Origin of the sequence: Kitasatospora sp. NPDC093102 (assembly GCF_040683915.1) — a bacterium.
GTDB lineage: Bacteria > Actinomycetota > Actinomycetes > Streptomycetales > Streptomycetaceae > Kitasatospora.
The window spans coordinates 16,358-35,673 of record NZ_JBFBFA010000058.1 but is presented as its reverse complement, the minus strand read 5'-3'; the positions used below and the strand labels follow the sequence as shown (position 1 = coordinate 35,673).

Genomic DNA, 19,316 nt, shown 5'->3' with positions numbered 1-19,316 from the left:
CCACCCGTCGCCACCGCGGCCCACACCAGCTGCGCCACCGTCCACAACGTCATCGCCGCCGTGAACCCCATCATCAGCTGGGCGCGCTCGACCTGTTCGGCCTGCTCCTCCAGAGCCTGCGCCCCCTCACGCAGATTCCGTGCACTGTCCAGGGTGCCGTCCCCGACCGTGACCAGGGTCGCGGACATCACCGCCCCCGCACCGGGCATGCCCAGTGCCGCTCCCGAGACCGCCCGCCGGAACGCCACCGCCCGCTCGTCCACCCAGCCGGCCGCCCGCCGCAGCGCCCCCGCGCTTGCCAGCAGGCCGGCCGCGTCCGCCTTGGGGTAGGAGGACCCCGATGACGCTCCCATGAACCCCGCCCACCACGACGGCACACCCTTGCCCGAGCCCCCGAGATTGAACAGGCCGGTGAACCAGCTGTCGACAGAGGTGTTCGGCACCAGAGACCACCCAACGCAAGGAACGTGAAGGAACGGATCGAAGCTGATCCGCACTCGCCCGTAAAGGGGCGAACAGGAGCTCCGCCGAGGACACCACGTCTCGCACCGGGGGAGGCGTTCAGCGGATCGAAGGAGGTGCCGGGTGTTCGAAGGCTCACACCGGGCCCGCTGAACCGGGGACCGCAACGGCCACGTGAACACGGTCGGACACCGTCGGCGGCCGGCGCCCGAGCGGTGACGAGGGGAACGGTGGGTGGATGGCCCTGTCAACGGACCACGTGGTGGCGAATCCCGGCGAGGTGCTGGCCCGGGCCAAGGATCTGGCGGAACCCGCCCTGCGACGTGCGGCGGCGGGACTCCCGGCAGGGGTGGCAGAGGTGGTGGCGCACCACATGGGCTGGTCCCCGCAGCCCGGAGCGGGGGCGTCCTCGGCCGGGGACGGCGGCAAGGCCGTGCGGGCGGCCCTGGCACTGCTCGGTGCCCGGGCGGCGGGCGCCCCCGAACAGTGCGGGGTGGCGGGGGCGGTCGCGGTGGAGCTGGTGCACAACTTCACCCTGCTGCACGACGACATCATGGACGGCGACCGGGAACGCCGTCACCGTCCGGCGGCCTGGGTCCGGTTCGGAGTGCCGCGGGCCCTGTTGGCCGGCGACGCCCTCCTGGCGCTGTCCCTGCGGGTCCTCACGGGGGCGCGGTCGCCGTACGCGCACCGGGCCGCCGAGATGCTGACCGCGACCTTGCAGGACCTGGTCCACGGCCAGAGCCTGGACCTGGAGTTCACCGGCCGGGCCCACGTGTCCGTCGACGAGTACCGGACGATGGCCCACGGGAAGACCGGCTCCCTGCTCGGCTGCGCCTGCGCGGTGGGCGCGGTCCTCGCGGGGGCACCGTCGGCCACCGTCCTGCACCTCCAGCGCTTCGGCGAACACCTGGGGCTCGCGTTCCAGTGCGCCGACGATCTGCTGGGGATCTGGGGCGACCCGGCGCGCACCGGCAAACCGGTCGGCTCCGACCTGCTGGCCGGCCGCCGGACCCTGCCCGTGCTGGCCGCGCTGGCGGATCCCGGCCCGGCCGGTCTGCGGCTCGCGGAGCTGCTGGCCGCCCCCGAAACGGCCGCCCCCGAAACGGCCGCCCCCGAAACGGCCGCCCCCGAAACGGCCGCCCCCGAAACGGCCGGGCCCGAAACGGCCGCCCCCGAAACGGCCGGGCCCCGGGCGGCCGTGACCCTGGCGGCGCTGGTCGAGCAGGCGGGCGGACGCGCCTTCGCGGAGGACGAGGGGCGCCGCCAACTCGCCGAGGCGACACGGCACCTGGAGGCGGCGGAGCTGCCCCCGGAGGAGCACGCGGAACTGACAGCCCTCGCCGCCACGGTGCTGGGCCGGGACCGTTGAACCGCGAGGCCAGGGCCGTGCGGGCGGGGCGGGGGTGGCACCGCCGGGCCGGGTGAACCCGTTCGTCGCTCCCGCCGTATCTCGGGTAACGGTCCTTGACCAACCCCTGGGGAGCACATGTTCACAGCACAGAGTCCACTTGCCGACCGGGACCGGGACGACGGCCAGGCGTACCGGGAGAGACGCGCGGTGAGGGCCGGCGGCGGTGCCGGGCGACCGGCCCCGCTCCCGGCCCCGCTCCCGGCCACCCTCGCGGGCCGGATCCGCTTCGAGGTCCGGGTCACCATCCGGCTGCTGGCGGACAACTCGTCGGCGGCCGTCGTGCCGCCCGTCCTGTTCACCGCCGCGGTCGGCCTCCGGCAGGGCCTGGCCGCGGCCGACCTCGCCCGTCATGTGGCCGCCGCGGCGGTGCTGTTCCTCCTCTTCCTGTACGTCTTCGACACGGCCAATCAGGCGGCAGGTGCGGCGGAGGACGCGCTGAACAAGCCGTACCGTCCCATTCCGTCGGGCCTGATCACCCGGGAGGGAGTGCTCACCCGGCTGAGCATCGCCCTCCCGCTGTACACCCTGGCCGGCCTGCTGACGGAGACGATTGGCTGGGTGCTGCTCTGGCAGACCGTCTCCCTCGGCCTGAACCTCCTCTCCAACCCCCGGCACTACGTCGTCGTGAAGCCGGTCGCCATGGTCCTGGGCACCCTGGCCCAACTCGCGGCCGCGTGGGAGCTGGTGACGCCGCTCGACGGCGAAGGGTGGCGGTGGGTGCTGGTGGTCACCGCGGCCTGCAACCTGCCCATGTGTTTCGAGGACGTCCGCGACATGGCGGGTGACCGGCGGATCGGGCGACGGACCCTGCCGCTGATGCTCGGGCACTGGCCGGTCCGGATCTGGTTCGCCCTCAACATGGCGGCGCTGCCGGCCACCCTGCACGTGCTCCTGTTCTCCCACGGCCACGCCGGCCAGGCCGTCGTGCTCGGCTGCGACGCGCTGGTCGCCGTCCCCGCATGGACCGCGGGCGCCCGCAGCCTGCTGCGGCGGGAGGCCCGAGCGGACAGAGTCACGTACCTGCTCTTCACCGGTATCTACGCGGTGATCCTCTCCTGCGCCTTCGCCCTGCTCTGAGCGCCGTAGCCGAATCCGACCGGAAAGGTCCGAACCCGTGAGCACTATCGACCGTGCCGTGCACACCGCCCCCGGGCGTCTCCCGCTGCTCGGGCACGCCCTGAAGCTGCACCGTGATCCGCTGGCGTTCCTCGACTCCCTGCAGGGGCAGGGCGAGATCGTGCGGATCTTCCTGGGCCCGCGGCCCGCCTACGTCCTGAACGATCCCGAACTGGTCCACCGCATCCTCGTCGCCGGAGACGACAGCGTCGACAAGGGCGCCCTCTTCGAACGGGCCCGCCGGGTCATCGGCGAGAGCCTGATCACGTCGACCGGAACCGCCCACCGGACCCGACGGCGAAGGGTCCAGCCCGCCTTCCACCGTGCCCGGATCGACCGCTACCTGGACGCCATGCTGCGCGAGGCCGACGAGGCGACGGCCGGTTGGGAGGACGGGCAGCAGATCGACCTCGGCCGCACCGTCAACGACCTCACCCTGTCGGTCGCCGCCCGAACCCTGTTCACCACGAGGGCCGACGACGGCACCGCCGAGCGGATGGCCGCGAACGTCCCGGTGCTCTTCGCCATCGCCGCGACGCTGACCATGCTCCCCTCGTGGTGGCGCCGACTGCCCACCCCCGGCAACCACCGCTTCGACCAGGCATCCGCCAACGTCCGGGCCGCCGTCACCGACGCGCTGGCCCGCCGCAGGTCCGGTACCGACGTCGCGGAGGGCGCCGCCGGTGACGTCCTGGACATCCTGCTGGCCTCCCGGACGGAGGACGGCGGCACTCCGATGAGCGACCGCGAGATCCAGGACGAGATCATCACCCTGGTCGTCACGGGTGCGGAGACCACCCGGGCGCTGATCCTCGCCACCCTCCACGAACTCGGCCGCCACCCCGAGGTGGCCGACCGCATGGTGGCGGAGATGGACTCGGTGATCGGCACCAGCCCCGTCCGGCCGGAACAGCTGCGGCTCCTGGAGTACACCGGCCACGTCATCGCCGAGACCCTGCGGCTCTACCCCAACTGGCTGCTCACCCGTCGTGTCCTGCGGCCGACGAAGCTCGGACCGGTCCTCGCCCCCGCGGGGACCGAACTCATCTACAGCCCCTACCTCCTGCACCGCAACCCGGCGCTCTACCCCGACCCGGACCGCTTCGACCCGGACCGGTGGCTCACCGGCGAGAAGCCGCGGCGCGGCGCCTTCATCCCGTTCGGCAACGGCGCGCACAAGTGCGTCGGCGACCACTTCGCGCTCTCCGAGGCGCTGGCCGTACTGGCCACCATCCACCGGAAGTGGCGGCTGCGCCCCATCGCCGGGCTCACCCCCGGCCTGGTCGCGAAGGCCGGACCCATCTACCCGACCCCGCTCCACCTGCGCGCCGAATCGCGCAGCCGATCGCGCCCGGCGCCGTTCGTACCGCGTCAGCGCGCCTGACAGAACACTCCCGCGGCATGTTCTCGTTGCCGCCCCGGCGCTGCGCGGGGGCGGCAGCTCGAGGCTGTCGTCCTCGGGGGATCGTCCTCAGCCGCGATGCGGTGGGAGTGGTCGGACTGCCGAACCGTCACGTGTTCGCAGGCCGTTGATGGGCGTGGGGTGAACCCGCTTCAGGGCAGCCCCGGGGCTCCCAGCGATGGGCCTCCCGTTTCTGTGTTCTTCGTGTGAGGAATCGTCGTGTCTGCTGCCCCTGCTGCGTGGTTCTCCGGTCTGTTCAGGTTCGGTGTCTCAGGCCGGTCCGTGCCGTCGTGGTGGGCGGCGTTGATGGGTGCGGTGTCGGGGGCGTCGTATCCGAAGGTGGACGCGGAGCGGCTGTTGACGGGCGCGGGGGCGCTGCGGCGCACGGCCGTGCTGGTGGACGAGGCGGGGGTGGAGGTCGAGCGGCATGCGACCGCGTTGCCCACGAGCCTGCCCGGAGCGGGCAGGGAGATGGCACGGACCCTGGCGGACGTCGGAGAGAGCACCCGGCGCGGCGCGGCGAGTCTGCGGGAGGGCGCAGGGGCACTGGAGGAGCAGGCCGGACAGGTCGACTACGCGCAGCGGTCGATGGAGCTGACGGCGGCGGTGACGCTGTGGACGGTCGCACAGTTGGTATGGGCCATGGCCACGACAGCCGGCGCGTCGGCGGCCCTGGTCCCCGGAGTCCTGGCGGGCGGGCGCCGCTCGGTGGGCGAGATCCTGGCGGAATTCTTCAGGTTGGTGTGCTCGGGGGCGGTCTTCGGGGCCGGGCAGGATGCGCTGGTGCAGGCTTCCCAGCTCGGTGAGTACCGCCGCGGGCTGGATGTGACGTCGTTGCTGGTCGCGGGGGTGGGCGGTCTGGCCGGGGGGCTCGGAGACCCGGCCGGGCACGCCCTGGGGGGCCGGATGGGGGGACCCGCCCTGCTGCGCAAGGCTGTGGGCGGGGCGTTGGGCGGAGCGATCGGAGGGGAGGCCGGGGCGGTGGTCTCCACCGCCTGGCAGGGCGGCGAATGGGACCCGGCGGTGTTCGGCCTGGCCGCGGCCGCCGGCGCGGGTACCGGTGTGATCGGTGGCGCACTCCATCACTACACCCAGCTCAAACACGTCCGGAATCCGCGCCTTTCCCAGGACCCCGTCGGCGTCCGCGGCACCGACCACTGGACGGCCCCTGCCGCCCACGACCGGCAGCCGGCGGCCGAACTCCCGCCACCGGCCCTCACGGGCACCCCCGAGCCGGTGTCGCACGAGGCCACCGCACCGGCGCCGCGTGAATCGGGGGTCGCGCGGCCCGAGGCCGGACGAGCCATTGTGGAAAGGCTCGGGCACGTGGAAGCGGCCGTCTCTTCCACGGCCTCGGACGCCCGCCCCGGCGGCCCTGATCCGGTCGGCGCCGAGCGCGACGTGAGCACGACACCCACCCGTCCCGCACCGACGACGACCGGAGAGCACCCGGCGTACGAGCACGCGGTCCGGACCGCCGACACGCCGGTGCGCCCCCTCGAACCGCTCTACGACCGCCGGGACTGGCGCAGCCGTGAGGCGAACTGGCTCGAAGCCGTCGACAAGGCCCAGGAGAACCCCCTCGTATGCGAGGTCCAGGACATCGCACCCGCCCGCCTGCACACCTGGTGGAACGCCCTGCCCGAACTCCACCGGCGGCAGCTGAATGCCGAGCTGAACGTGCTCGTGGCCCCGGCCGACCGTCCCGCACCCGCCGCGAGGATTCCCGAACCCGCCGCAGTCGTCAGGCTCCGCGCCGCCTTCGCCGGCGAACTCGCCACCCACCGCCTGACCGACCCGCACACCACCACCGACCAGATCCTCGACAGGACACCCGGCCACCCGACCAACCACCCCGCCACCCCCGACGACCACTCCCGCCAGACCTTCCTCCACGCGGCAGGCCTCCAGGCCACCGCCGCCGACCGACGCGCCGGCATCCTCCCCGGCGGCGCCCGCACCAAGAAGTCAACCCTGGCGGAACGTCGCGCGGCGGCCGAGGCTGGGAGCAGCGCGCTGAAGCGCCCGCTGGTGTCACCGTCCGGATCCGACCCCCAGCCCCAGGGAGCCGCCGGCAAACGCCCCCGCGCCGCCAGTCCCACCATGTCCGTCCACGAGGGGACCCCGGTCACCGTGCCTACGGACGAAGTCGCCGTCACCGCCCTGATCGGGCTGGCCCGGGAGTTGAAGGACCGCGGAGTCTTCACCGTGCGCAACGGCACGCTGAAACAGCTCGCCCACTACATCCTGCAAGGACCCGACGAGGCACCGCTTCGCGCGGCCGCCCGCACCATCCTGGCCCTGCGCCCCGGCGAGCCCCTGACCACCGCCGGCCTCCAGCTCGGCCACACCCTCGACCGGTTCCTCACCGACCCCGCCCACACCACGGCCCCGTGGAAGGCCAATGCCTTCGAGTACGCAGGCTTCCTCAACCGCCACCACCTGCCACTGGACACCGACCACCTCGACACCCTCCACATCCTTCACGGCCTCACCCGAGCCCCGGGAACCACCACCGGCACCACCACAACCGCTCGTCTCGACCACCTCGTCACCACGGTCAACCCAGCCGTCTCCACCCCCAGCAAGGTCGACCGCCTCCGCCTGATCACCGACGCCCTCGCCCTTCGGCGCGAGAACCGTCCCGTCACCGTCGACGCCCTCGTGCACGCCGACGACCAACGCCTCGCCCACGCGATGGAATGGACCCCCACCACCCCCGACCACGGCCCGCACGCCACCACCGGCGGAGTCGGCGGCGAGGCGGTCAGATTCGCCATCGCCCTGATGAAGGAGCGCGGCGACCTGCCCTTCACGGACGGCGTCCCGGAGGCCGAGGACCCCACCGTGCGCAGCATCGCCGCCCACTACACCGCCGCCTACACCATCATGGCCAGCACCGCCGCCGCCGAGGCCGCCGCCACCACCCAAGCCCAGGAGATCGCCACCCCCCACCGAACCCACGGCGGCGCGGTGGGCACGGCCGACGACGGGGAGGAACCCGCCGTCCTGGAGGACACGGCCACGGGTCCCGTCCCCTTCCGGCCGCGCGTGGTCCTCCCCGAGGACGCGACCGTGCGGGCGGCGTACGAGGAACTCCTCGCCGTCCTCCACGAGGAGAACCGCCGCGACCAGATACCCCGCCAGCTACGCGACCACGCCGCCACCCTCGACCCCGCCCCCCGAGACTCCGTCTACCGCGGTTGGAACCCCGAGAACGAAGAAACCAACTTCAACGCGCACTACAAGGCGGTCAAGGGCATCGCCGAGAATGTGAAGCTCCTGATGAGCAGCCGCAAGGACGACTACTGGGCGAGGAGGACGGCGGCCGCCTGCCTACTGGCCGACAACGGCGCTCAGCCAACCGTGATCAGGAAGCGCCTTGCCGTGACCGGGACGCTCGTGCCTGATCTGGTGAAACACGCCCCCAGCCAGCACCCGTGGACCCCGGAGGAACTTGGACACCTGGTCAGGGACTGGATCCACCGCCACCAGGACAGCACCACCCTGCTCGCACACCTTCAGGCCAACACCCCGTACGCCCCGATCCCGAACAAGACCGGGCAGCTCGACTACCACAAATTCGCCCACCCCGTCTTCGTGGACGCCGAGGAACAACTCCAGACCACCACCCCGAAACCGAGCCGGCCGGTCATCGCCGCGAAACTCGGTGTGAACGCGGACACCCTGGCCATCTGGAAGAGGGAGCCGGCCGACGGCCGGAACGAGCCCGCCGTGGTGGAGGACACCTCCATGAATCCCGTTCCCTTCCGGCCGCGGCTGATCCTCCCCGAGGACCCGGGCGTGCGGGAGGCCTACAACGAACTCCTCGCCGTCCTCCACCAGGAAAACCGCCGCCGCCAGATACCCCCACAGCTGCGTGCCTACGCGGCCACCCTCGGCCCCGCCCCCCGCGGCTCCGTCTACCACGGCTGGAACCCCAACGACGGAGGCGCACCCACCTTCAAGAGCCACTACAAGAAGGTCAAGAACGTCCATGCGAAGGCGAACCTCCTGAAGGCCGGCCGTCCCGACGAATTCAACCTGAAGCTCACGGCGGCCGCCTGCCTGATGGCCGACAACGGCACCCAGAAGCAAGTCTCCCTGAAACGCCTCGACATAGCACCGAACACTCTGACCGCCATGGTGAAGCACGCCCCCAGCCAGCACCCGTGGACCCCGGAGGAGGCCGGACGCCTGGTCAGGGACTGGAGCGACAACCACCAGGACACCACCCTGGTCGCCCACCTCCAGGCCAACACCCCCTACGCCCCCGTCGCGCGCGACGGCAGAATCGACCATGCCCCGTTCGCCCGCCCCGTCTTCGTCCACGGCGACGCACGACTGCGAACCACCAGCCCCGGACTGGACCAGGCCGGCCGCGCACGCAAGCTCGGCGTCGACGTCGGAACGCTGGCCCGCTGGGTAGCGGGTGCGGCCGCCGACGGCGAGGGCCGTGCCGCTGCGGAGGTGCCCGCCCGGGCCCCGGACGCGGCCGACGGTCATGGCACCCCAGCTCCCCGGACGGACGGTGGCACGGCCGAGACCCCTGGGGCCACGGATCCCACCGACCGGGTCGAGGCCGGCCGCACGGACAGCCGTCCCGAGTCCCCGGACACCGACCACACGGTTCCGGAGGGACGGGGGTTCACCGATCCGTCCACCGTCGAGCCGATGGCCGTGGACGGTGCCGAGGACGGTGACGCCGGAGCCTCCACGGCCCGGTCCGCCGGAAGCGGCCATCACCTCCCCACCGAGCCCGGCCACGAGATCCCGGCCCCCGATTCCCCGGATCCCGTCCCCTTCCGGCCGCGCGTGGTCCTCCCCAAGGACCCGGGCGTGCGGGCGGCGTACGAGGAACTCCTCGCCGTCCTCCACGAGGAGAACCGCCGCGACCAGATACCCCGCCGGCTACGCGACCACGCCGCCACCCTCGACCCCGCGCCCTACGACTCCGTCTTCCGGGGCTGGAACCCCAAGAACGAAAGACCCAACTTCCAGACCCACTACAAGACGGCCAAGTGGAATGACGCGACGGCGAGCCTTCTGAAGACCGGCCTTCCCGACGAGTTCAACCTGAAGCTCACGGCGGCCGCCTGCCTGATGGCCGACAACGGCACCCTGAGGGACGTGTCCGCGAAACACCTCGGCATAGCACCGATCAATCTGTCCGGGCTGGTGACGCACGCCCCCAGCCGGCACCCGTGGACCGCTGAGGAGGCCGCACACCTGGTCAGGGACTGGATCGCCCACCACCAGGACACCACCCTGGTCGCCCACCTCCAGGCCAACACCCCGTATGCCCCTGTCACGAACAAGAAGGGGAACCTTGAACACCCCGCGTTCGCCCGCCCCGTCCTCCTCCACGCCGACGCACAACTCCGAAGCGCCGGGCGCAAACTCAATCGGAAGGAAAGCGCGGGAAGAATTGGCGTCCCAGTGGGCACCCTGCGCACCTGGGAGGATGCGGCGACCGGCGGTGGAGAGGACCGGGCCGCCCCGGAGAGAGCGGGGAAGACCGGCCCACCGGTCGGCGACCGGACCCTCACCACGGCACCGCATACGGCTTCCGCACCGACAGCGGAGACCGAGGCCATCAGGCCGGGTGCCGCCACGGAGCCGACGGCCGTGGACGGCGCAGAGGGAGTCGACGCCGGTCCCACCGTGCCCGACCACGAGATCCCGACCCCCGATTCCCTCGATCCCGCCCCCTTCGAGCCGCGGCTGGTCCTCCCCGAGGACGCGACCGTGCGGGCCGCCTACAACGAACTCCTCGCCGTCCTCCACCAGGAGAACCACTCCGACCAGATCCCCCCACGGCTACGCCACCACGCCGCCGCCCTCGCCCCCGCCCGCCCCGACTCCGTCTACCGCGGCTGGAACCCCCAGAACCAAAGACCCAGCTTCAACGCCCACTACAAGACGGCCAAGGGCATCGACACGAAGACGAACGTGCTGAAGAGCATCCACAAGGACGACTACCGGGCAATGGCAGCTGCGGCGGCCTGCCTACTGGCCGACAACGGCACCCACACAAGCGTGATCGAGACGCGCCTCGCCGTGCACGCGACGCTCGTGCCTGATCTGGTGGCGCACGCTCCCAGCCGGCACCCGTGGACCCCCGAGGAGGCCGGACGCCTGGTCAGGGACTGGATCGACCACCACCAGGACAGCACCACCCTGCTCGCCCACCTCCGGGCCAACACCCCGTACGCCCCCGTCCCGGACACGAAAGGCGGGATTGAACACCCCGCGTTCGCCCGCCCCGTATTCCTCCACGCCGACGCACAACTCCAAAACGCCGCCGACGAACTGAGCCGGGCGGAACGCGCGATCAAACTTGGCGTTTTAGTGCGCACCCTGTACGACTGGGAACATTCGGCGACCGACGGTGGAGAGGACCGGGTCGCCCGTTCCGGGGAATCCGCACCCGGTGCCCGCCCTGGCCGCCGCCCCCGCGCGGACGCCGCCGTCGGCGCCGGCGTCACACCGGCTCTCCCTTCGGCGCAGCAGCGCATCGGCGCCCGGAAGGAGCCGAAGCCGGCCACGGTGCAGGGGGGTACGCCCCGGACGCCCTGGAGCGTGAAGGGGTCCGTACCTCGCCGTACCGGTGCGGCAGGGGGCGGCGGGTCAGGTGCCTCCCTGGTGGCGAAGGCTCTCCGAGGTTCCCAGGCGTCCGTGGCGGTGGTGCCGCGTGGCGCCGCCGCGCTGCGCGGGGCCAGGGTGACGGGCGGTTCGGTGTCGCCGGGGGCCGTCTCCGTTCCCGGGGCGTCGGGCGCGGGTGCCGCGACGGGTGCAAGGTCCGGCGCGCCCGGCCCGAGGGCCGCTTCGGTCTTCTGTGTCACCCCGCCTCCGGCTCGCACAGCGGACCGCATCACCGGCGCCCCGCCCCGCGACGCGGTCGGCCTCGCCACCGTGACCGACGCTCTTCCCGGTCGCCTGGCGCTGCCCGCGGGAGGCACACACGGCACGCTCGCGGTCATCACACCGACGGTCCCCGGCGGCGAGACGGCCACCACCGGCCACGGCAGGAGCAGTGAGGACGGTACGGTCCCCTTCGGTGACCCGGACGTCTACCTCCCGGATGTCGCCGAACTCTTCGGAGACGAGGGCTACGGCCTGAGACCGCTGGACTTGGGCAGCGAGGGCATCCCGGGCGCCGGCACCGAAGAGGACACCACTACCACCGCAACGCACGACCCCCGCGACACGCGTACCGACTCCATCGGTACCGGCATCGCGGAACTCCTCGCCTCCACCAGCCTGAGCGACGCGATCGACAGCTCCCGGCCCACGTCCCCGGCCGGGACCACGGACACTCGTGCCGAGGTGGCGGAGACGCCGGAGGAGCATGCCGCGGAGTCGTCGAGCCCCGTGCTCCCGCCAGAACCCGGCGTGTGGGACGCCCTGATCCTTGACGATCCGTTCCCCGGCACCGAAGCCCTGGGCACCCTGACGGCGCCGGCGGAGCCGGGCGGCGGCGAGGACGTCCCCGGGATCACCGATGAGGACCTGGAGGAGATGGACCGCCTGATCTCCGCCTACCCGGTACCAGCACCAGCACCGGCACTGCCGGCAGCTGTCGTCGAGAGCGCGGAACCTCCAGCGGTGCTGGAGGCCACCCCCGTCGGCAGTGGGACGGGCTTCGCCACCAAGGTGACGATCCCCGAAGGCGGCTTCTCCCTCGAAGAGGCTCCGTCCCCCCTGTACTGCCCCACCCCGCCCGCCCACGCTGAAGCCGAACCGGTCGACGCCACCGACGCCACTGCCGCCGCCATGGACGTCGACAGCGAACGCGAAACCGCCACCCCGTCACCGTCCGCTTCCACCGACCCCGCCCCCGCCATCGGCGCAGCGCCGGACACCCCCGTCCCCTACGCCGACCTGTACGACCCCGCCTCCTTCCTCGATCCCGAATTCCTGTCTGACGTTCCCACCATCGCGGGGCTCGCCGACACCGGACTGGACCGCGTGATCGGCCTGGACGACGACTTTGACGCCGAGTGGCGGGGATGGCAGACCGAGGACACCGACCTTGCGGAAGGCGGTACCGGTTTCGCCGCCAACGTCGTGGTCCCCGGCATCACACGTCCCTTCGATGCCACTGACACGCCCGACACCGAGATGACAGACGCCGCACCCTACCCGCCCTACACCGGCACGCCCCCTCCCGCACCGGGCACACCCACCACAACGTCTCCACGCGCCATGGCACTTCCCCTCACCAGCCTCCCGGACCTCTAGGAAAGGCCACCACCCCGACAAGCCGCCTCAACACCCACGACGAGCACACGAAGGGCTTCCGCCGGCGGACGGTGGGCGGACGTGCCGGTGGAAGCCAGGCCCACGACCTGCTCGGCAAGGGGGGCCGGCGGCCTGCTCGAACGTGCGGGAGGAGGACGCCGAGCTGCTGCGGGAACCCGCCGGCCAAGCGCCCTGAAATGGCCGAACTCGCCGTCTTGGCACCTGGGTTCACCCACCTTCTCACCTCCGCCGCAGGTAGCGACGGCAGCGACACCTTGCCGCTGCCGTTCGCGAGGGAACCGGGGTGCCGTATGGATTCGCAGGCTCGGGTCGGAGCCCGATGCGCCAGGTGTCACAGCCGTGGGACAGCCCGCTTCCTGAGGGGGTGGGGCGCGGCAGCCTCCTGCCGACTCGTGGGCGGGGAGCGTCTGTTGCGGCTCCGGATACCGGGCCGGTTCCCTCGGGTGACGGCGGGGTCGGCTACGTCGCCCGGATGCTCTGGTCGGGGGCGTGCCCCTCGGCCGCACGTTTGAGGGTGTCGACGGTGAGCGGGCGGTGGACCCCGAAGAGGCCGTTGAAGTCGAGGAGGGCCTTGGCGATGTCGAGGAGGTCACAGACGTCTTCGGGGCGGGGGTCGGGGATGCCGAGGACCACGGTGGTGAGGGCCTCGGGGGAGGGGGTTGTGGTACCGGGGGTGAGGAGGGGGGTGAGCGACCGGAGGGCTCGGAGGGTGTCCGGGGTGATGGGGTAGTTGACTTCGATCAGGGTGTGGGCGAGGCCGAGCAGCTCGGTGTCGGTGGCGGGCGTGGTGCCGAAGACGTGGCGGCGCAGGCGGGTGAGCGGGTCGCGGGGGTCGAGGCGGGGGTGGAGGGTGGCGGCGGCCTCGGTGAGGTGGACGCTGGACCGCGCGGCCGTGGACCCCTTGGAGGGCAGGCCGGCGCGCTGAACCCGTTCGTGGGGCTCGGGTGTCTGCCGCGAACCGGGTTGCCGCTCGACGGGAGGCTGTTTGGCGCGGGTGGTGTTCGGCCGGGTGGTGAGGCGCGTGCCCCGGGTGGCCGAGCCGGGTGCGGTGGTGTTCGGGGGAGTCGGCGGGACTCCGGCCGGGGCGGTGCGGGGACGTTCGGGGCGGGCGAGGGTTGGGACCGGACCGGTACGGCCGGACCCGGGCGCGCGGGTGCGGTTCGTGGCACCGGGCGGGTGCGGTCCTTCCGCGGGGGGCAGCGCGACGGTGGGCAGGGCGATCGCCCTTGGTGCGACTCCGGTGGTGGGCGGCGTGGCGGTGGGGGTCTTGTGGACCGTCTTCGTGGTGCCGGCTCCGCGGGCGCCAGGGGTGGTGTCGTCGAGGCGTGTGCCGGCTTTCACCACCGGTCGGCGCGTGACGGCCGGGCGCGCGGAACCGGGTGGGGTGTCGAGGTCCTTGCGCGCGGGGGGCGTGGTGGCACTGATGGCGGGTTCGTTGCGGAGCGGGCCGCGCTGGTAGGCGACGACGGTGCGGGTGACGGCCTCCACGACGGGCTTGGGTAGCAGGCGGCCGTTGGGGGTCGTGACGGAGTGGATGCTCAGCAGGCGGGCCTCGGAACCCGGCAGCGGCAGCGGCTTGGTGGGGTCGTAGGTGCGGAGGTCGAGGCTCGGTGCGATCTTTCGCAGGATGTCGGCGGTCTTCTGCCGGTAGACGCGGATGGCAGCCTGGGAGGCGAACGTGTGGGCGGTGGCGGAACGGTCGTTGGCGGTGACGAGGTCCAGGGTCCGTTCCGCGAGGGTCAGTTGGTCCTCGGTGAGGACCGAGGCCGTCGTGCGTCGCAGGAAGTCCCGGGCCTTTTCGCGCAGCCCTGCGGGCCACGCGTCGGTGGGCAGTCGGGGCGGGCTGGTCACGGCGGCGGGCTGAGCCGGTTCGGTGGGACCGGCGGGGAGGCCGTGTGCGGTGCTGCTGGGATCGGCGTCGACCGGGTGCGTGCCGGACCGTGCCGGAGGTGGGCTGATCTCTTGGAGCGGTGTGCGGGGTTCGTCCGGCCGGACGGGCGGGGTGGTCCGACCGGGTCGGGAGTCGTGATTCGTGGTGGCGTCAGCGGCCCCGACGGGGTGGCTGCTCGTGCCGCCGGGTCGGCCGGCGTCGCTGAACAGGTGCGGGTACAGGGTTGCGAAGTCGTCTTCGAGGTCGGCTTCGAGCGCCAGCTCAAGCAGGTAGGTGCAGCGTCGGAGGTCCTTCGGGTCCTCCGGCAACGTCACCCTGCCTGCGGTCCGTTCCCGGAGCTCGTCTTGGAGGAAGTCTTTGTAACCCGGTTTCTGGCCTTCCCACCAGGTCTCGATCTCGCCCGCCGTAAGGTTGCGTGCCTCTTCGACAAGGGCCTGGTGGGCCGGGCTGAGTGGTGGGGACGGGGGCGCAGAGTCGACCGGATCGGCCGGTGCACCATGGCGTGGCTCCGGGGCGTGGGGAGTGCCGGTCTCCAGGGGATCGATCGGGGGCGTGGTGGTGGGGTGGTGACGTCTGAGCGTGCCGTCGACGGTGGTGAAGCGGGCCGGGACGTCGGGAGTCATGGTGAGGCGTTCGTAATTCGCCACCGCATCGTGGGCGCGGTTCTTCACGTGCCCGTCGTCGACGGTGAATCCGGTGGAACCAGGGGCGGGGAGGTAGATGTCGGGGTTGCCGAGTTCGGTGGAGAGGTCCAGCAGGTAGCGCACGGCGGCGGCCCGGTGCTCGGGCGGGTAGGCGACCTGCCAGAGCAGGTCCTGTCCGCTGTAACCGCGGTTGCGCAGGGCTCGGGCGAGGAGGCCCGGGGTGATGACGAACGGCTTTCCGGCGTGGTCGGTGGTAGTGGGGTGTCCGGACGCCGCCACGCTGTGGGGGATGACGGTGAACAGGCCGGGTTGAGGGACGAGCGTGGGCGGGTCGGCTTTCGCGACGGGGAGCGTGCTGATGACGATGCCATCGGCGGGCTCCGGGTGGCCGGGGGCGTGAGCGAAGGGATGGGTGTGGGAGTCGACCGCTTCTTGGCGGGCGGTGTTGGGGTGGTGGGGGGTGACGGGGTGGAGTTGGCCACCACCGCTGGTGAAGCGTGGGGGGTGGTCGGGGCGGGTGGCGATTCGGACCCAGTGCCCCCAGTAGCGGTGGGTGCCCATGGCAGTGAAGTCCTCTTGCCCCTTCGGTGCGTTGGGGTGAACGGCGGGGGCGAGGGAGAGGTCGGGGGCGAGCGTGCCGACGGTGTAGATGTCCACGCCACGACCGCCGTCAGTCGGGTGGTCGTGGTCGAGTGACTGGGCGACCCGCCGCAGGTACGCGGTGTAGGCCTGGTGGTCGTACCCGTCGACGGCATCGGGGTGGAGCGCGGCGAAGACGACGCGCAGGTCCGATCCGGGTCGCCAGCCGGCGGCCTTGGCGAGGTCCTTGAAGTCGTCCAGGGTCAGCGGGCCGGCGGAGCTGTGGGGGATGCCGTCGCCGCTGAGGTAGGGCACGACGACGGTGCGCAGGTTGTCGTGAACGGGCAGGTCGTCCAGGACGGGCTTCCAGAGGGCGGCGAGGGGCGGGGCCACGGCGGCGGCGCCGGCCGGGAAGGTGAGCGGCGCAGGGTGTGCCGTGCCGGTGGGCGGGTGGAGCGGGGGGACTGGTCCGCGGGGCAGGTCGGGAAGGGGAGCGGGGAGGATGCGAGGCGCTATCAGGTCGTCGCACGCGCTCTCCCCGAGCAGGTCGCGCAACGGACGGGCGACGAGCGGGTCCTGGCGGAGACGCGTCGTGAACGGGCTCGTCTTCAGGTGCCGCGTGAGCTCAAGGGCCGTGGTCTGGGGCCGCTGGAGCATGGCGCGCACCGTTCGCAGTTCGCCGCGGTACCGCGACTCGGAGCTGTATGTGCTCAGCGTTCCCTTGTCCGGACCCCATGTCATCTCCGGGAATCTCAGGGAAGAAGGTTCTTCCCGCGTGAGCAGCGGTTTCGAATTGAAGACGTGATTCAGGTTGACGCGACCGGTGGTGAACACCACGGGTGTGTCCTTGGGGTAGCCCCAGGCGCCGAGTTCACCGCTCGAAACGGGCTGCCTCTTTCGGTCGCGGAGGTCTCTCAGGAATTCCTGTGGGTCGGTTTCGAAGCCCTCGATCCGGGCGTAGGAGTGGACGCCTATGGTGGCCAGCCACTTGCTCAGCGGTTGGGGCTTGTTGCTGAGTGAAGGGTCGATGACGGTCTCGACGTGTTGTCCCGCACCCTCGTCGACGAGTACCAGCGGCGCCACGTGGTACTGCCAACGCACTGTGCCCGGGACGCCGGGCATCGCGCCGGCGGCGTTCTCGGACTCGACCATCAGTCGGCGCGCCGGATCGTCCCATACTGCGAAAACCTTGCGGGAGTAGATGCCGGACCGGCTGAGCATCTTCGCCACGACGTGGGCACGCGTGTGGCAGCCGTCGTCGGGGTAGTCGAAGGGGACGGGCAACTCCGCTCCCGCGTCGTCGACGAAGGTGGTGCGCTCTGCCGTCGCGTGCCAGTGCAGGGCCTCGGCGGGACCGATGACCTTCGTTTCGAGGTTGTTGTCGTGGCCGAGCAGGAAGCCGAAGTACTCCCCGTGCTCGGGGAAGACGCGGCGCAGGTTGTCCCGCAGCGACAGGCCGCCGGCCGAGCGGGCGGCATAGGCGTCCTCCACGTCGAAAACAAGGGGGATGGTGCGCCGCAGCGAGCGCAGGAGCCTGTTCAGCCGCCGTTCGTCCCCGGACGTGATGGCGGAATCGAGATCTGCCACGAAGGCTGCGAGGTCGAGGCGGCTCAGGTCCGTAGCGGGGGCCGGCGCCATGGTGTCCAGGGCCAGGGCATAGGCCTCGTCGGTCAGTCTGCCCTTGGCACGGGCCTGGAAGAGCTCCTCGGCGAGGCTCTGGTGATGTGACTGTTCGTAGTGTTCGGCGACCGGCTGAAGGGGGCGGGAGTCCGTGGTGGCCTGGTGCAGCAGCGACAGCAGGGCGGGTGCGTTCACCCCCTCGCCGGTCAGTTCCCGGTGCAGTTGATGAGCCAGACGATCGATCACCGGCATCGGCAGGGCCGGTACGGCGGGCGGGTGCGGCAGGGCGACTGACGACTCGCCTGACGAGGCTGTGGCAGGGAGCGAGAAGGGACCGGAGGATTCCCAGTCCATGCCCGATGGCACGGGGGCTCGAACGGGCTCGGAGCCGTGGCTCGGAGCGCCGCCGGGGAGGCGCCCCGCGCGGCGGTCGGCGGCGACGGTCTGGCGGTCGGCCGCGCCGAGAAAGGCGTGCCGGGCGTGACCGTCGGCGATGACGGCGCGGTCGGTCGGGCGGCGGCGTTCTCCGTCGAGGACGTGGTCGGCCGTGGTGCCGGGGTCGGTGAGTCGGTGGAGGGCGAGTTCACCGGCGAACGTGGCGCGCAGCTCGACGAGTTCGGCGGGTTCGGGGAACAGTGCGGCCGGTGCGGGGCTGTCGGCCGGTGCCATGAGGGGCTTCACCAGGAGGTCCAGCTGCTGCCTGTGAGCTGCGGGCAGGGCGTCCTGCCAGGCCCGCAACCGTTCGGGCGCCAGTGCCTGGACCTCCCGCACCAGCGGGTGGTCCTGGGCCTTGGCCACGGCCTGGACCCAGTTCCGTTCCCTGCTGCGCCAGTCGCTGCGCGCGTAGGACGGGGCGGGCCCGGTGGCCGGGTCGGAAGCGGGCGTTTCGCCGGTCCCGCCGCTCGTGATCGCGGCCGGCCGCTTCGGCGCCGTGCGTTCGGCGACACCCGGTTCGCCGGTCGGCGACTGCGCGGGCCGCTCGGTCACGGCCGTGTCATGGAGCGCCTGCTGGAGGGCGGTGCGTCTGCGCTCGACGGCATGGTGCAGCGCCCCGCCCAGCATCCCGGTACCCGCACCCGACCCGGTCGCCTCGGCGAACACCGACGCGTCCCACGGCCCACCCTGCCAGGCGGTGGAGACCACCACACCCGCATCCGCGCCGATCACCCCGCCCAGCGCCCCACCCGCCAGCCTGCGCAACAGCTCCGGCCCCGCCACCCCCGACACCAGACCCCGCCCCGCCACGTCCCCCAGACCACCGGCCATGCCACCGACCCCGGCGATCAGCAACGACGTCACATCCAGCCCGTCCCGGTACTCGCGCTGCTGCGACAGCTGGATCGCCAGATCCTGCACCGACCCGAACACCGCCCCCGACCGCATCGCCGACAGCAACTCCGCGACGATCTCCTCCACCGACCGCCGCCCGCCCGCCAGCACCTCCGGGATCAACGCCGCCGACACCCCACCCGTCGTCGCCACCACCCACACCAGCTGCGCCACCATCCACAGCGTCACCAGAGCGGTGACCTCCGCCGACTTCTGCGCGTAGTCGACCTGCGCGGCCTGCTCCCGCAGACCGTCCGCGCACTCCCGCAGACCGTCCGCACCGTCCCGGCTCGGCTGCCCCACGCTCACCAGCGTCGAGGCCATCATCGAGCCCGCCCCCGGCATGACGGCCGACAACCCGAACGCGAACCGCTGGAACGCCACCGCCCGCTCGTCCAGACGACCGGCCGCACGCCGCAGCGCCCCAGCCCCCGCCACCAGCGCCTCCGCATCCACCAACGGATACGACGACCCCGACATGCCCCCCATCAACGCCGCCCACCACGACGGCAGGGCCTTCCCCGAAGAACCGAACCGGAAAAGGCCGGACAGCCAGGAGCCGGGCGAGACGGACATGACCATTCCTCATATCGG

At 72.2% G+C, this 19,316-nt stretch carries 5 protein-coding genes and 1 pseudogene; 4 read left to right on the top strand and 2 right to left on the bottom strand.

Annotated features, from left to right (window positions below):
* Window positions 1-443 (bottom strand): annotated as a pseudogene (locus AB0O11_RS35860) (hypothetical protein); the annotation flags it as partial.
* Between the two features lie 257 nt (window positions 444-700).
* Here AB0O11_RS35860 and AB0O11_RS35855 point away from each other — a divergent pair.
* The 4 genes from AB0O11_RS35855 (at window position 701) to AB0O11_RS35840 (ending at window position 12,638) form a co-directional block, all read left to right on the top strand.
* The gene (locus AB0O11_RS35855; RefSeq protein WP_363395655.1) at window positions 701-1,834 is read left to right on the top strand and encodes a polyprenyl synthetase family protein; all 1,134 of its coding nucleotides are present in this window, start codon (window positions 701-703) and stop codon (window positions 1,832-1,834) included.
* Window positions 1,835-1,951: 117 nt separating this feature from the next.
* On the top strand, window positions 1,952-2,953 hold the full coding sequence (locus tag AB0O11_RS35850; protein WP_363395652.1) for a UbiA family prenyltransferase: 1,002 nt from the start codon (window positions 1,952-1,954) through the stop codon (window positions 2,951-2,953).
* A 37-nt stretch (window positions 2,954-2,990) separates the two neighbouring features.
* Complete coding sequence (locus tag AB0O11_RS35845) at window positions 2,991-4,376, top strand: cytochrome P450 (protein WP_363395649.1); 1,386 nt, start codon at window positions 2,991-2,993, stop codon at window positions 4,374-4,376.
* Window positions 4,377-4,700: 324 nt separating this feature from the next.
* On the top strand, window positions 4,701-12,638 hold the full coding sequence (locus AB0O11_RS35840) for a hypothetical protein (protein ID WP_363395646.1): 7,938 nt from the start codon (window positions 4,701-4,703) through the stop codon (window positions 12,636-12,638).
* Between the two features lie 480 nt (window positions 12,639-13,118).
* Here AB0O11_RS35840 and AB0O11_RS35835 read toward each other — a convergent pair whose 3' ends face one another.
* The gene (locus AB0O11_RS35835) at window positions 13,119-19,298 is read right to left on the bottom strand and encodes a protein-glutamine glutaminase family protein (protein ID WP_363395642.1); all 6,180 of its coding nucleotides are present in this window, start codon (window positions 19,296-19,298) and stop codon (window positions 13,119-13,121) included.
* Window positions 19,299-19,316 lie beyond the last annotated feature (18 nt).

Excerpts from the sequence above, each read along its gene's own strand:
- AB0O11_RS35835 (WP_363395642.1), bottom strand. The coding sequence starts at position 19,298 with ATGTCCGTCTCGCCCGGCTCCTGGCTGTCCGGCCTTTTCCGGTTCGGT.
- AB0O11_RS35850 (WP_363395652.1), top strand. The coding sequence starts at position 1,952 with ATGTTCACAGCACAGAGTCCACTTGCCGACCGGGACCGGGACGACGGC.
- AB0O11_RS35855 (WP_363395655.1), top strand. The coding sequence starts at position 701 with ATGGCCCTGTCAACGGACCACGTGGTGGCGAATCCCGGCGAGGTGCTG.
- AB0O11_RS35840 (WP_363395646.1), top strand. The coding sequence starts at position 4,701 with ATGGGTGCGGTGTCGGGGGCGTCGTATCCGAAGGTGGACGCGGAGCGG.